Source organism: Glutamicibacter arilaitensis (genome assembly GCF_044793945.1).
Taxonomy (GTDB): Bacteria; Actinomycetota; Actinomycetes; order Actinomycetales; family Micrococcaceae; genus Glutamicibacter; species Glutamicibacter arilaitensis_B.
The window spans coordinates 3,152,192-3,166,586 of record NZ_CP084994.1 but is presented as its reverse complement, the minus strand read 5'-3'; the positions used below and the strand labels follow the sequence as shown (position 1 = coordinate 3,166,586).

Annotated in this window: 12 protein-coding genes; 4 read left to right on the top strand and 8 right to left on the bottom strand. The window is 57.3% G+C overall.

What is annotated here, in order from left to right:
• The first annotated feature begins 195 nt into the window (after positions 1–195).
• Positions 196–360 carry a hypothetical protein gene (locus tag LG294_RS14855; protein ID WP_404287028.1) on the top strand — a complete coding sequence of 55 codons (165 nt, stop codon included), beginning with the start codon at positions 196–198 and terminating at the stop codon, positions 358–360.
• A gap of 394 nt (positions 361–754) precedes the next feature.
• On the opposite strand, the gene LG294_RS14850 is transcribed toward LG294_RS14855, so the two are convergent.
• The 8 genes from LG294_RS14850 to LG294_RS14815 form a co-directional block, all read right to left on the bottom strand.
• Positions 755–2,467, bottom strand: coding sequence for a bifunctional 3-(3-hydroxy-phenyl)propionate/3-hydroxycinnamic acid hydroxylase (locus LG294_RS14850; protein WP_404287026.1), 1,713 nt, complete (start codon positions 2,465–2,467; stop codon positions 755–757).
• A gap of 156 nt (positions 2,468–2,623) precedes the next feature.
• Complete coding sequence (locus LG294_RS14845) at positions 2,624–3,325, bottom strand: helix-turn-helix domain-containing protein (RefSeq protein WP_404287024.1); 702 nt, start codon at positions 3,323–3,325, stop codon at positions 2,624–2,626.
• A 261-nt stretch (positions 3,326–3,586) separates the two neighbouring features.
• Positions 3,587–4,615, bottom strand: a complete 1,029-nt coding sequence (gene dmpG / locus LG294_RS14840) for a 4-hydroxy-2-oxovalerate aldolase (protein ID WP_404287022.1) — start codon at positions 4,613–4,615, stop codon at positions 3,587–3,589.
• A gap of 18 nt (positions 4,616–4,633) precedes the next feature.
• Positions 4,634–5,569: an acetaldehyde dehydrogenase (acetylating) gene (locus tag LG294_RS14835; protein ID WP_404287020.1), complete on the bottom strand. Its 936-nt coding sequence runs from the start codon at positions 5,567–5,569 to the stop codon at positions 4,634–4,636.
• Positions 5,570–5,626: 57 nt separating this feature from the next.
• On the bottom strand, positions 5,627–6,469 hold the full coding sequence (locus tag LG294_RS14830; protein WP_404287018.1) for a 2-keto-4-pentenoate hydratase: 843 nt from the start codon (positions 6,467–6,469) through the stop codon (positions 5,627–5,629).
• Entirely contained in the window at positions 6,469–7,407 is a 939-nt protein-coding gene (locus LG294_RS14825; protein WP_404287016.1) for a 3-carboxyethylcatechol 2,3-dioxygenase, read from the bottom strand. Before LG294_RS14825 ends, LG294_RS14830 begins: the two co-directional genes overlap by 1 nt.
• A 249-nt stretch (positions 7,408–7,656) precedes the next feature.
• Entirely contained in the window at positions 7,657–8,511 is an 855-nt protein-coding gene (locus LG294_RS14820; protein ID WP_404287014.1) for an alpha/beta fold hydrolase, read from the bottom strand.
• A gap of 57 nt (positions 8,512–8,568) precedes the next feature.
• Positions 8,569–10,398: an FAD-dependent monooxygenase gene (locus LG294_RS14815; protein ID WP_404287012.1), complete on the bottom strand. Its 1,830-nt coding sequence runs from the start codon at positions 10,396–10,398 to the stop codon at positions 8,569–8,571.
• 243 nt (positions 10,399–10,641) lie between these two features.
• Between LG294_RS14815 and LG294_RS14810 the strand changes: the two genes are divergently transcribed.
• The 3 genes from LG294_RS14810 to LG294_RS14800 all read left to right on the top strand — a co-directional run bounded on the left by LG294_RS14810 (position 10,642) and on the right by LG294_RS14800 (position 14,245).
• Entirely contained in the window at positions 10,642–11,073 is a 432-nt protein-coding gene (locus LG294_RS14810) for a MarR family winged helix-turn-helix transcriptional regulator (protein ID WP_404291788.1), read from the top strand.
• Positions 11,074–11,254: 181 nt separating this feature from the next.
• The gene (locus LG294_RS14805) at positions 11,255–12,607 is read left to right on the top strand and encodes an MFS transporter (protein WP_404287010.1); all 1,353 of its coding nucleotides are present in this window, start codon (positions 11,255–11,257) and stop codon (positions 12,605–12,607) included.
• Between the two features lie 135 nt (positions 12,608–12,742).
• On the top strand, positions 12,743–14,245 hold the full coding sequence (locus tag LG294_RS14800) for a CoA transferase (protein WP_404287008.1): 1,503 nt from the start codon (positions 12,743–12,745) through the stop codon (positions 14,243–14,245).
• The last annotated feature ends 150 nt before the right edge of the window (positions 14,246–14,395 follow it).

The window sequence follows — 14,395 nt, the reverse complement described above, 5'->3', positions numbered from 1 at the left end:
ATGCTCTTTGAACGGTGATGGGTGAATGCCACCGACTGATACCGAGCAGGAACATGCGAGAAAGCCGGAACGCACCGTCGGCTTCTATCTCTTGAAGTCCGGTCCACCACGGAATCCGAGGGCGACTCGGTTTGCTGCACGACCGAGAACCTCAACCTGCGCACCGGGGCCGGAGCCGGATACCGCTCGCTCGGCGTGGTGCCCTTGGGTGAGAAGACCATCAAGCACACGATTTACCGCGGTTGGTCGAAGGTCTTCACCTCCGAGGGCGCCCGTTACGTCAGTTCCCGTTATCTGAGCACAGCGGAGCTGCACCTGGTTCGGGTGACCACAAATCAGGCAAAGCCGTGGACACGATGATTGGCAACGAGCAGTGCGCTCTCGGAATCGCTGCCTGGGACCGTGTGGCCCAAGGCTTGCTGGACAACCGTAAACAGCTGGCCGTCCACTTCCTGATTTGAAGGAGGAGGTCTGGTAATCCGCTGGGAACCGTACCCGATCTTTGGCAAGCACAGCCCCCAAGTCACCAACGACTGGAATGGCAGCAGCCGCAAGTGGGCCACATCCAAATGGAATCTTGGGGAGATTCCGCCGGCGGCGGCGCGCTGAATTACCGCACAATGAACGGCTAGACAAGCCGAAGCCCGCCACTTTCTGCCCTCATAAGAAGAGGGCAGAAGGTGTTCTAGATTCCGTTCAGTGCAAGTTCCGCCACGGAACGATGCGTTGCACTTGGCCAGCCCCGGCGGGCTGGCTATGCGCCGGTGAGAGTCCTGTTTGCTATGTCCGTGCGCGCACCCTTGAAGCTCATCGACTGCAGCACCGCAGCGATTGTGCGCGGACCATCTTGATGCAGGCATGCGCCAGCGACGAATCGGTCAGGACGCAGCAGGACCATTGGAGTTGGGCGATCATCAAACCACTTCTTCAATCGTCCGGTCACGTCAGAAACAACGAGTACTTCTGAGCTCATATCGCGTTTGGCCCACTCGTACTGGGTCTCCGGGACTACCGCGACCAGTCGGGCGCCCAACGCCTGCAGGTCTTCGATGGTCTTCGTCGGCAGCACGTCGATCGGGTCATTGCCCCAGACGAGCAGCGTCCACCAGTTGCCTACAACGTCATCGAGCTTGCCGATTCCCAACTCATCGGTGCGCACATTCGGCTGGATGAACTGGACACCGACGGGGGAGACACGGGTGTTGGCAGTGGCCACCGGGATCAACTTGCTGCGCAACGTTGCTTCGGCGGTGCCTGCCTGCGCGGTGGTGGGATCCGCGAGGACCCCGGAGGTGTAGCGTGGCATCGGTTTGAATCGCATGTCCGCGAAGTAGCTCTTCACCGAGGGGAAGAGGTTTAATACGCTGGCGGCGGTATCGCGCAGCACCACACCGGCCGGGTTGGTCATCTTGATGACCTTGCCCATGGTCAGCGACAGGTCAACCATGGCCTTGGCGTGTTGCTTGCGCTCAGCGGTGTAGGTATCCAGCAGTTCGTCGCCTGCCTGGCCGGTAAGAATCGAGGTGAGCTTCCAACCAAGGTTCGTCGCATCCCTCATGCCCGAGTTCCACCCCTGGCCCATCCAGACAGGCATCAGATGTGCGGCGTCTCCGGCGATGAGCTGGCGGCCCTTGCGGAAGTCGCCTGCCACGCGTGCGTGGTGGGTGAATACACGGCGACGAATGTACTCAAGCGTCGTTGGATCCGGTACATGATCGGCCAGCATTCGATTCACGAACTCTGGGTCGGTAGCCATCTCTTCGGTTTCATCGTCGAGCAGCATGAACTCCCAGCGGCGCACCGCGTGCGGCAGGCCGATGGAGACGTAGGGGCGTACGGGATCGGCGCCGAGGAAGACGTTCGGGGTGCCCAGCGGATCATTGTTGACGTCGACAACCAGCCAGCGAGTCGAAGGTGATTCGCCCTCGAAGCTGACACCCAGACGCTTACGAGTCGGGGATTTGCCACCCTCGCAGCCCACGATGAACTTTGCCTCAAAGCTGCGCTCGGACTCGTTGCCGTTCACATCGAGGACCTTGACTCGGGTAGTGACGGCGTCCGCGGTCTCGGTGACATCGAGTACCTCATGGCCGAACAGCACCTGGACATTCTCGAAGCGCTCTAGGCCTTCATAGAGAACTCGGTCGACCTCAGGCTGGATGAATCCGTGTTTGCGTTCCCAGCCGAACTCGTCGGTCTGCGGATTATTGATCAGGATTGTCTTGCCGCGTCCATTGACCAGCCGCATGATGTGCTGTGGGGTGGTGTGAGGGCGGACCTCGTCGACCAGGCCCACGGTCTGAATGGTGCGCAGAGACTCGTCGTCTAGGCCCACTCCGCGCGGGTAATCAATGAGGGTATCGCGCGCCTCAAGGACGGTGACCGTCCGGCCATACATCCCTAGGATGTTGGCAAGCATCAGACCGGTTGGTCCGGCACCGACGATAAGGACTTCGCTGGTAGTCATTGAAGACATCTAACCCTCACTTATTTGTGTGAATAACGCACAACAGTGAACTGCATGTGCACATAACCTGTGGTTCATCACACCATAAGATGTGGCCCAGCTCAAAGGAACGTTCTGCATGTCGGAACGTTTTCTCTCTAGCTGGGCCTAGAAACGCTAGGTATCCAATTCGTTGAGCAGGCTAGCAGCCGCTGATTTGAGTGGTTCCACGCAATTAATTGCTGCCTGTTCATGCAATGTAATGACGTTGAGACATGCGGTGGGTCGTGATCCCGCGGCTGGAAGCGGAATCGCCAGGCCGTACATATTTGGTTCCACCTCGCCAAATGTCTGAGCGTAGCCACGTTCCCGCACCAACCGGACCTGCTCACTGTCCTGCACGGATGCAGGTTCGGCGGCCAGCAACGCCAACCCGGCGGCACCCCGAGTGACCGGATGCTGCGAGCCTTCGGTGAACGCCACGTGGTAGGTTCCGGCCCGAGGGGAAACTACTGCTAGCGAGACCGCGCTATTTCCTTCCCTGACCAGTAAGGCCACGGTCACTCCCAAAGCATCCGCGGTACTGCGAAGGTGGGCTACTGCGGCATTGCGCAGATGCTGGTGCCCCGCAGCTGCCAGAGATAACAAGCCAGCGGCCCCGCGGTAGCGGTTATCCTCGCCGCGATGCAATAATTCAGCGTCGCAGAGGGTGTTTAAAATTCGGTAGGCGACCGTGCGGTGAACCTTGGCGTGCTGCGCTACCTCGGTGGCATTCAACCCATCATGTGAGGTGGTTACTTGGCGCAAGATGGACAGCCCACGGGCAAGGGTCTGGGACCCGGCGGTTCGTGAAGAAGAGGATTCAACGCCGTTATTCATATGTAGATAGTGCCATAGCAAGAGCACTATCTACTCACCCGCGTTGCGTAGGGCGGAACCCGTGGCTTGTCCTGACGATGCGGTGGTTCCTAGTCGAGCTGAACAAGGTTGTCGTTCAAGTTTGCACTGGGCTTGAGCGGAAAACGCTCTTGTCGCTCAGCGCCAGGCCTACGCCAAATACATGATCAGTCCGGTGGGAAATGCGCGAAGACCGGGTGGATCCGCTGATCAACCCGGCCTTCGTCGCCCTGCATGAATCGTTTACTTAGCTGCCGCCAACTGCACGGCAACGTCAACGATCATGTCTTCCTGGCCGCCAACGTAGCCGGCCTTGCCGACCTCTTCAAGGATCTTGTAGGCAGGAACACCATAGCGTTCCGCGGCACGCTCTGCGTGAATCAAGAACGAGGAGTAAACCCCGGCGTAGCCCTGCATGATCGAGGCGCGGTCCATGACCGGCATGCGGGTGATGAATGGCTTCACGATATCTTCGGCAGCACCCATCAACCCCTGGATGTCCACGCCGGTCTTGATGTCAAGGCGATCAAAGGCTGCGGCGAGAACCTCGGTGGGGGAGTTGCCAGCACCGGCACCCAGCGCCATGAGGGTGCCGTCGATCTGCTTTGCGCCTGCACGGACGGCGAAGACCGAGTTCGCGACACCGAAGCTCATATTCTGGTGGCCGTGGAAGCCAACCTGTGCATCGTTGCCAAGCTCGGATACCAGTGCCGAGACACGGTCCGAAACATCGTCAAGGATCAGAGCGCCGGCCGAATCAACCACATAAACGCATTGGCAACCGGCGTCAGCCATGATGCGCGCCTGCTTGGCCAATTCTTCGGGGGAGACACGGTGGGAGAGCATCAAGAAGCCCACGGTTTCCATGCCCAGCTTGCGTGCATGCTGGAAGTGCTGAATTGAAACGTCTGCCTCGGTGCAGTGGGTCGCGATGCGGGCTACAGACGCGCCAACCTCGTGAGCCTGGTTCAGGTCATGGATGGTGCCCAAACCCGGGAGCATCAGTACTGCAATCTTCGCCTGCTTCGTCTCATCTACCGCGGCCTTGATCAGATCAAGTTCTGGGGTCAGCGAGAAGCCGTAGTTGAAAGAAGAGCCGCCCAGCCCGTCGCCGTGGGTGACCTCGATGACCTCAACGCGCGAATCATCCAGCGCGCGCACTACCGAGCGAACATGCTCTTCGGTGAACTTGTGGCTCATCGCATGCGAACCATCACGCAAGGTGGTGTCGGTCAGTCGAATATCAAAAGTGGTGTCCATAGGTGCAGTCATGATGTGCGTCCCCAATTCCTAGTTCACCGACGCGGCGGAGCGCGCGGCGTCGATCTTGTCAGAGAGCAGGTCCGCGGTGCGGGTCGCTGCGGCGGTGATGATGTCCAGGTTGCCTGCGTATTCTGGCAGGTAGTCGGCGGCACCGGCGACCTGAACCCAGATACCGACCCGGCCAAAGCCACCCCAGTCTTCGCGGGCTTCCTCAAACTGAGGTTCCAAGCGGAGCGCGTAACCCGGGACATAGTCGCGGATGTCGGCAGCGGCCTTGTCTATGGCCGCACGGATCTTGTCCTGAGTCTCGCCTGCGGCAGCGGCCTCGGCCGGGATCATCGCGTAGATGGTGTTGCGCATCATCATCGGTGGTTCTACCGGGTTGATGATGATAATTGCCTTGCCGCGCTTGGCCCCGCCAACAACCTCCAGAGCCTTGGCAGTGGTTTCGGTGAACTCATCCACGTTGGCGCGGGTACCCGGGCCGGCGGACTTCGAAGCGATCGAGGCAACAATTTCTGCATATTCAACAGGAACCACCGAGGATACGGCGGCGACGATTGGCGTGGTGGCCTGACCTGCGCAGGTGATCATATTGACGTTCATGGTGTCGGTCAAAGAATCCAGATTCACCACCGGCGCCAAGTACGGGCCGACTGCTGCCGGGGTCAGGTCGATGGCGTGAATGCCGGCGGCTTTGTACTTCGGGGCGTTGGCCTCGTGGGCTTTGGCGGAGGTGCATTCAAAAACAAAGTCAGGCAGTTCATCCTGAGCGAGCAACCAGTCCACACCTTCGGCGGAGGTGGTGATGCCCAGGCGTGCCGCGCGAGCCAGACCGTCAGAGGCTGGGTCGACACCGATCATGTATTTAACTTCGACGTTGGTCGAACGGCGCATGATCTTGAACATCAGATCAGAACCGATATTTCCGGAACCGACAATGGCGGCTGTTTTCTTGGCCATGGGAGAGTTTCCTTAGCTACAGAGCAAAAATGGATAGTGGGGCAACGCGTAGCGTCACTAGGAGAAGTTGATCGTCAGCGAACCGAGCTGACCAAAATCAGCGGTGGCGGTCGAATCCTTGACCACGGGTACAGCGCCGGTGAAAGAGCCTGGCAAGATCAGCTGGCCGGCTTCAAGAGCAACGCCCTGCTCGCCGAGCACATTGGCTAGCCACGCAAGTGGGGCAACTGGATCATTCATAACGTCGCTTCCCTTGCCAGTAGCGACCTTTTCGCCATCAATCAGCAGCGAGCATTCAACCTCAGCCAAATCTTCGATGCGCACATCCAGTGGGGTGGTGCCCACCGCGATAGCGCCGCAGGAAGCGTTGTCCGCGACGGTGTCTACCAGCTTGATGTTCCAGTCCTCGACTCGGGAGTCGATGATTTCAATAGCTGCGTAGACTTCACCGATGGCTGCCGCTGCCTGCTCGCGGGTCACGCCGGGGCCGGTCAACGTTTCCTTCAACACGAAACCGAACTCTGGTTCGACCTTTGGAGAGACGAAGGAGTCCGCGGCGAGCACCGCGTCATCGTTGTGCACCATGTCGGCGAAGAAATAGCCGAAGTCCGGCGCATCAACACCGAGCTGCTTCTGCATGGCCAGCGAGGTCAGCCCGACCTTGCGTCCGGAAAGGACCCGACCCTTGGTCAAGTGATGCTGCAACTGGGCATCCTGGATTTTGTACGCATCTTCCAAGGTCATTTCGAGCACTCGGTCACGCAATGGTGGCACGGGTACAAGAGTTTCGGTGGCTACAAGTAGTTCCTCTGCCAGCCGATTGATGAGTTCGCTGCGAGGGACCTCGGAGGAGTGGTTGTTTGCCCATTCCGTTGCGCCTGTTTGTGGAGACTGAGTCATTACTTGATCACCGCTGTCGTTACGCCGAATCCGGCTATGTATTCCTTGATTGGTTTGTAGAACTCGTAGGTGACTTCGTAGTCACCGCAAGCCTTGAGCGCCGAGTAAGCTGCTACCCAAGTGCGTACCTCGTGCGAGGAATGACCCGCAACTGCATCCATCTCATCTGCGTTGAGCGCATCAAAACCGGTCACATCCCCTGACTTGCAAATCTCAAGGAACGCGCGATCCCATTCAGGGTTCAGCTCCATGATGTTTGCCTCGCCCTTGGCGAAGGCCAAAGCAGTATCAATGGTTCGCTGTTGGCGAGCTGCCCGAGCCTCAGGGGTTGGCTTGCGACCGTCGGTGAGGAATGCGCGTTGCTCTTCAGTGGCGGTCGCGATCTGTGGCACCGGTGGATCGTGAGAGAGCCCGCCCGAACCGATGAACAGGACTTTCTTATCGGAGTCCTTGAAGAACTCACCAACTGCTTGGCCGAACTTGCGCACGCGTGACACCTTGGAGAAGGGACGCGCGACGGAGTTGATGAAGATCGGAATCATTGGCTTTTCGGCAAGATTGCCGTACATGATTTCCATTGGCTGCACCGCACCGTGGTCGACTTCCATCTTGCGGCTGATCGCGGTATCGATGTCCTGATCGATCACGTACTGCGCCAGCTCCTCGGCGATGTTGGTCGGAACATTGATCGGTCCCTCCCAGGAGTCGTAGTCGCCGGTGCCCAAGGCTTCATAGCCAATGCAGAATGGTGGCATCAGGTCGTAGAAGAAACCGTTGTAGTGGTCCGGGCCGAAGTTGATGACCAGGTCCGGATCGAAGTCCTTGACGAAGGCGCGAGCCTTTGCGAAAGCTGCCTCAACTGCTGCTTTGACCTCAGCTGGTGGATCGGCGTGTTCCAACAGTGGACTGTGGGACATACATAGCAATGCCTGGGGCATGATGTTCTCCTTGAACTGGCGGCAGACTTAAACGAGTCCGTGATGGCTTGTTATCCATTTCACTCGGTAAGCAACCGCGAGGCTAGTTTGTGTTCCATCAGTCGGAACAGCGCACAATTAATTGACGACACAGCCCGCAATTTCCTTGGTGCAATGGCTAGTGGGTTGCGTTCTCTATGGGGCCGATAAGGCGGTGCCCTAAAACGGCATTAGCGTCATCGGGCACCGCCTTATCATTTACAACACGTCTTACATGTGGCGATTCAGGTACGCCGAGATTACCTGGTTGAATTCTTCGGATCGTTCGACCTGTGACCAGTGGCCGCACTGATTGAAAATGTGTGAATCGGCCGTGGGAATCACGTTTTGCAGTTCGTGGGTACGGGTGACGGGAATGACGACGTCTTGCATGCCGTGGATCAGCAGTACTGGGATTTCCAGCTTGCCGAGCACTTCAAAATCCAGCGGTAGCGCGTCGCGGTCGCGGTCACGTGCGGTGACAACATCAACCAGACGATCGCTGGCGGTGTCGTTCAAGGCGGACTGGTAGCGCAGGGAGACGAGCTCGTCAGTGACTAGTGATTTATCGACGACGAACTGTTCGAGGGTCCGGCGGATGCCTGCTTCGGAGAGTTCTGGCTTGGAATGTCCGGAGAGTGCTGCGGTTTTCTTCGCGCCGCCGGTTCCCATGGAGACGATGCCTAGCAAGCGTTCTGGGAAATCGATGGCAAATTGCATTGCGACCCAGCCGCCGATGGAGTTGCCGACGATCCAAGTTTTCTCGATGCCCAGTGCATCGAGAACTCGTACCGAGTGGCGGACCCATTCTTTGATGCCGTATTCGATGCCTTCTGGGACGATTGTCTGACCATAACCGACGGAGTCGATGGCAATGCAACGGCCGGTTTCAGCTAGTTGCGGGAGGTTGAGCCACCAATTGGCTGCGGCGGTCACACCGGTTCCCGAACCGTGGAGGAAAAGCATCGGAGTGCCTTCGCCAAGCTCATGGTAGTGGGTCAGTTCGCCGTCTGCGGTCTGTAGCCATTTGTCTTCGAGGCCGAAGAACTTGTCGGTGGTGTATTCCGGGATTGCTGTTTGCGTCATTGAATTTTCCTTTGAATCGTAGGTGTTATATGAAGTGGACAAATGAATCGAGTTTGGCTAACCAGCCGTGACAAGTGAAGACATGGTGGTTCCAAGGACCTGTTCCAGAGCCATGGATAGCTGCTTACCGGCTTCGCTGGGCTCCCAAGTATTTCTGATCTGGCGCCACGCAATATATCCGTCTGGGCGTACCAGCAAGGCTCCGGCTTCCCCGATTTCACGGATACTGGCCCAGTAAGCGTACGGATCTTTGAACTGTTCTTCCCCTATGACCAAGGTATCCAAGAACGGCAGATTAAGGTCTTTGGCGGCTTCTTTCCACGCCTGTCCGGACAAACCAGTAATCAGCGTGAACCGCCCCTTGCCCGCGGCATCCAATGTAGAGACTCGTCGTCCGTTGGCACCAACGAGCCATGCATGCGGTAGCTTGGCACCGGGGCGCGTCGTGGCCTGCAGATGCAACTGAGGATCGAGCGCAAAGACTTCCTCCTCGTGGGAATCCGAGAGGACCGCCGTGCTGGAATAGCGTTGGTTTAATTCGACACCCAATGCATTAAACTCGGTGTTCTTCAGCTCCAGTGCTGTAGCGAGCTTTTCTCGGAGGTCTGCGCCTTCCTTGGTCGGTGCCTGCAATCGCGCCAGTCCTGCTTCGATGGACTTTGTTCCATCTCCCATCTCGGTGTTGAAACACTCTCTCAGCGGTGCATAGTCCAAACGGGACTGGTTAGCGCGTGCAACGATCTGGGCACCGACAGGTGTTCGTTCTTCAGAGTAGGAATCCAGAAGAGATTCTCCGGCGTAGCCCTTGACAGCGTATGCCAATTTCCAGGCGAGGTTGTAAGCGTCTTGCATGCAGGTGTTAGATCCCAATCCACTGCTTGGCGGATGACGATGCGTTGCGTCTCCACCGCAGAACACGCGACCCTTCGACATGGACAGCGCATGTTGTTGGTTCACGTACCAGGTAGAAGTGCCTTGCAAGTCGATCTGCAGATCAGGATCGCCCACAAGCGTTCTAATTTGGGAGATAACCCGCTCGTCGCTGAGATCGGGTTCACCGTCGTCCACGCTGAAACCCCAGCCCGCAATCCATTCATCCCATGGCCGGACTGCTCGGAGCAGTCCCATGCCGATTTCGCCGAAATCAGCCGCAGGGTTCATGATCCAATGCAGAATGCTGGGCCGATGGGCGACGTAGGAGGACAGATCTGCGTTGAATCGGACATACGCGGTGCCTGCGCGGGCGGTGTGGCCCTTGAACTCCAGTCCAAGTTCCTCGGCGATTTGGCTCTTGGCTCCATCTGCTCCTACCAAGTAGCGGGCGCGCAAACTATATTCTTGACCGGAGGCGCGATTGAGCAGACGGACTGTCACGCCGTCGGCGTCTTGTTCATGGCCAAGATACTTGGTGGAGAAAAGGACCTTTGCCCCTCGTTCTGCCGCGTTCTTGACCAGAAGTGGTTCCATATAGGTCTGAGGTATGTCCAGCATGGTGCATGGACTTGCTTTGACATAGTCCCCTGAACGGAGATCTCCGGTACCCCAGGTTTCCAATCGAGCAATTTCTGGCCCGTTCAGAGAAGTAGTGAAGAGCGTATCGCCCATTTCCTTCCACGAGACGGCATATTTTTTCGCCTCTTCTTCTATCCCGAGATCCCTAAGAACCTCGACGGCTCGAAGATTCGTAATGTGGGCGCGTGGAGTGTTTGCCAGCCAAGACCATTGGGAAATCATTGTTGTCCGCACACCGTAGCTCGCCAACGCGAGAGCCGTGGTAGCGCCCATCGGTCCGGTGCCGACGATGAATACATCGGTGTCGAATTCGTTGTGGTCCGAAGAATTATCTAGGTGATCGGCAGCGCCGATGATGCTTGTGAAATTGTTCATTTTTCGTTTCCTTGGCTAAATCGGGTGGCGGACGAGGAATTCTGATTGTTGTTTCCGGATGGACAAGCCTTAGCTTTATATGAACGAGAATGTTTCTTGCCTAAGCAAGAAGTCCTCAGTGAGTGCCGTCACAATTATCATAAACTAGTTAGCTGGTGAAGTAAATTGAATTCTGAAAGAGACTCCGTTGACGAGGTTCAGCGACAGTGGACGCGAATCTTGCCCGAGCTTGATACGTCGCCGATGGTAATTACCGGGCGCATTAGATACCTTGCGCAGGCCATTCAGGCGGGCAGTGACGAAGTTCTGGCCCGACAGGGGCTGACCCGAGCGGATTTCGATATCCTTTCGGTGCTGGTGCGGAGTGGGCGAGCATTGAGCCCGACCGAAATTACGGTCCAGTCCTTGATTAGTGCTCCGGGTACGACCAAGAGGATCAAGAAACTCGAGTCTGACGGCCTAGTCAATAGAATTTTGAACCCAAGTGACAAACGTGGATATCTAATAGAGCCGACGAATCAAGCGTTGGAAATCTTTCAGCCCGTCGTGGAGTCCATCTCTGACTACGAGCGGACGCTGTTGGGCAAGTTGGAGCCCAGGGACGTAATTCAGCTTACGGAAAGCTTGCGGGCTTTCGTATCCGCAGTCCGAGAGTCGAAAGGGGAATCTGACTAGGAATGCGGCCATGGCGGCGCCTGATCCAGTGCGACGCAGAGGAGAGAATTTCAAAAAAGTTATTTGCTAGTTAAGTAATTTTGTGTGAGAGTAGTCACGAAGAACGATGTTGTGCCGACCAGATTCGGAATTGCGACATTGATTCCCAACTCCCCTACAGCGCTCACTCTGGAGACCTTCTGTGTCTACTCATCAAAATGATCGGCGTACTGCCGGTCCCTTTAAAGTTGCGATGGCAAGCTTCATCGGCACGACTATCGAATACTACGATTTCTTCATTTACGGCACCGCAGCCGCGCTTGTCTTTCCCCGGCTATTCTTTCCCGAAGCCACGCCAGTAATGGGAACCTTGTTGTCCTTCGCTACATTCGGTGTCGGCTTCTTGGCGCGTCCGCTCGGTGGCATCGTATTCGGGCATTTCGGCGATCGAATTGGACGCAAGAAAATGCTCATCATCTCCCTCGTGGGGATGGGCTTGGCGACGATGCTCATGGGCTTGCTCCCCGGGTATGCGCAAATTGGCATCGCTGCCCCGATCTTGCTCACCCTCCTGAGGCTGTTCCAGGGCTTCATGGTTGGAGGCGAATGGGGTGGCGCGACGCTGATGGCCGTCGAGCATGCGCCTAAGGGCAAACGCGGATTCTACGGGGCATTCCCTCAAACTGGCGCCCCTGCCGGAACAGCTCTGGCCACGGTGGCGTTCCTCTCCGTCTCTCAGTTGCCGGACGACGTTTTCTTCACATGGGGCTGGCGTCTGCCGTTCTTGGTAAGTGCGGTCTTGGTAGTGGTCGGTCTCGTCATTCGTATGGCGGTTTCCGAGTCTCCGGCGTTCGCCGCCGCACGTTCGAAGGATGCGATTGTCAAGCTCCCGCTTAAGGAGGCGTTCAAGCGCCACCCGAAGGAGATCTTCCTGATCGCAGGAACCTACATGTCCCAAGGTGTCTACGCGTACATCACCATGAGCTACCTGGTGAATTACGCGTCCAAGGTCGTTGACTTGGATAAGAGCACTGCACTGATGGGCGTCTTCATTGCAGCCGTCATTGCCACAGTGCTTTACCCGGTATTTGGGGCATTATCGGACACCTACGGACGCAAAACCATGTACCTGATAGGTGCCCTCGCCATGGGCGTAGTTACCTGGCCGGCGTTCATGCTGATCAACACCGGAACCGCCTGGGGATTCACAACGGCTGTCGTCCTGCTCTTCGGCATTGCCATGCCGCCTGCCGCAGGCGTCACTGGATCCTTGATGGCCATGGTATTTTCCCGAGAAGTCCGCTACACCGGGGCTTCGGTGGGGTACACGCTTGGCACTTTGGCGGGACCGGCATTTGCGCCAACGATCGCGACCGCGCTGTTCGCAGCCTACGGTTCCTCTGACGCCGTAGCCGTATACATGATCATTGTTTCGGTGATCTCCGTCGTCTCGGTTTCTCTGCTCCCCGGTGGCTGGGGACGGAAGGAAGCACTCTACAACGCCGAGTCCCAGGACCAAGCCATAGCGGCAAAGGTCAAGGCCACAGCGAACTAAGAGTTGGGAGCGTCGCCGGGTCGATCTCGGACGGCGCTCCCGACCCAAAGCGCGCGGCCTCCAGGCAATCTTCACGGCTAGCCCTGAGGAACTCAGTTCCCCACGGACGGGGATGGCCCCGACGATCTCTAAGGAATGATTACCCTGTCAGAACTTACGCTCGAGCAAAAGATTCGCGCCTCTCTGGCCGCGCCGCTGACCTCCGACAATGAGCTTGATCCGGAGCGAGAGTTGGCAAAAATCTTGTCCCTTGTGGGACTTGACGCAAACGGTGGGGGAGGAACTGTGACCTTCTCCGGCAAAGACCCCATCTTGAAGAGTCCTTGGCCGCTTGCAACCATGGGCGGAGTGGCGCTGATGGCCAAATCCGTCGCTGCGGCCGACCTATGGCGCCATCGCACGGGTACGGGACAAGACCTGTCCTTGGATCTACGTCGGGTGCCGCATCGTCTGTGCCCCTTCTATGATCAAAAGTGGGAACTTCTCAACGGATATCCCCCTGTCAACGCGCATGATCCGACGAACCCGTTCTTTCCGTCATTCATGTACCCCACCCGAGACGGCCGTCTGATCCAGTTGCTTAACATCTACCCGAAAGCAAAAACTAGAGCCCTAGAATTCCTGGGCTGCGCAGATAACTATGACGCCATCGCCGAAATCACCCGCGGGTGGGATTCCTTTGATCTAGAGAAGGAAGCTAATCGACGTGGCCTCCAAGCCACAGTGGTTCGCAGTACCGAAGAATTTCTCGAACACGAGCAGTTCCCGCACCTTGCTGGACTCCCACTGATTCAAATCAAGAAAATAGGAGAATCCGCACCCGAACCCTTTTCTACGGAACCAGTATCGCCGCTGGACGGCGTGCGAGCCCTAGGTCTGGGACATGTCATTGCCGGCGCAGGACTCGGTAGGACCCTGGCCTACCACGGTGCCGATGTTCTGAACATTTGGAGACCTTTCGACTTCGAAATGGATTCCATCTACAGCACCTCCAACGTGGGCATGCGTTCAGCAACGCTGGAAATCGGGGAACCAGAAGGAATGAGTAGGATGCTCGACTTGGCTCGGGACTGCGATGTGTTCTTCGCGAACCGCCGGCCTGGCTACCTGAACCACTTCAACCTGGAGGCCGAGCACCTGGCAAAAATCCGCCCCGGGATCATCCACGTGGAAATGTCCCTGTATGGTCCCACTGGCCCATGGGCAGACCGTACGGGATTTGATCAGAACGCTGGCGCGGTCACCGGGATCCTTTCGCGCGAGGGAACCAATGAAAAACCCCAGCTGACGGAAATTTTTGTTATCAACGACTACGCCATGTCATGGCTTGCGTCCATGGCCGTCATGGCCACCCTGAAACGAAGGTCGGTGGAAGGTGGCAGTTACAAGATCCACCTGTCGCTTGCGCGTCTTTCGCTGTGGCTGATAGAGCTCGGAATCTTCGATAAGAACTACGCCGCAAACGTTGGCGCTACCGCCGGTGAGCATGCATTCCTGGATCCCGAAGTTTTCCAAGCGCAAACCCCAAGTGGGCACTACCAAGGGGTCACCGATCAGGTAATAATGTCGGAAACCCCGGGACGATACATCTTTCCGCTCGTCCCGCGAGGATCCAGCGAAGCGCGGTGGCTGCCCTAATCCGGACTACTGGCGGGGATCTATGGCCGAGGACAAACCAACATAGTCAAGCAATGCCCCGGTTGATTGCCGTGGACAAGGTAGCACTGTCAGAGATCGAGCCAGGGATACTTTGGCAAGCTGTCGTAGTTTCCCCTACCGTTTTGTTGG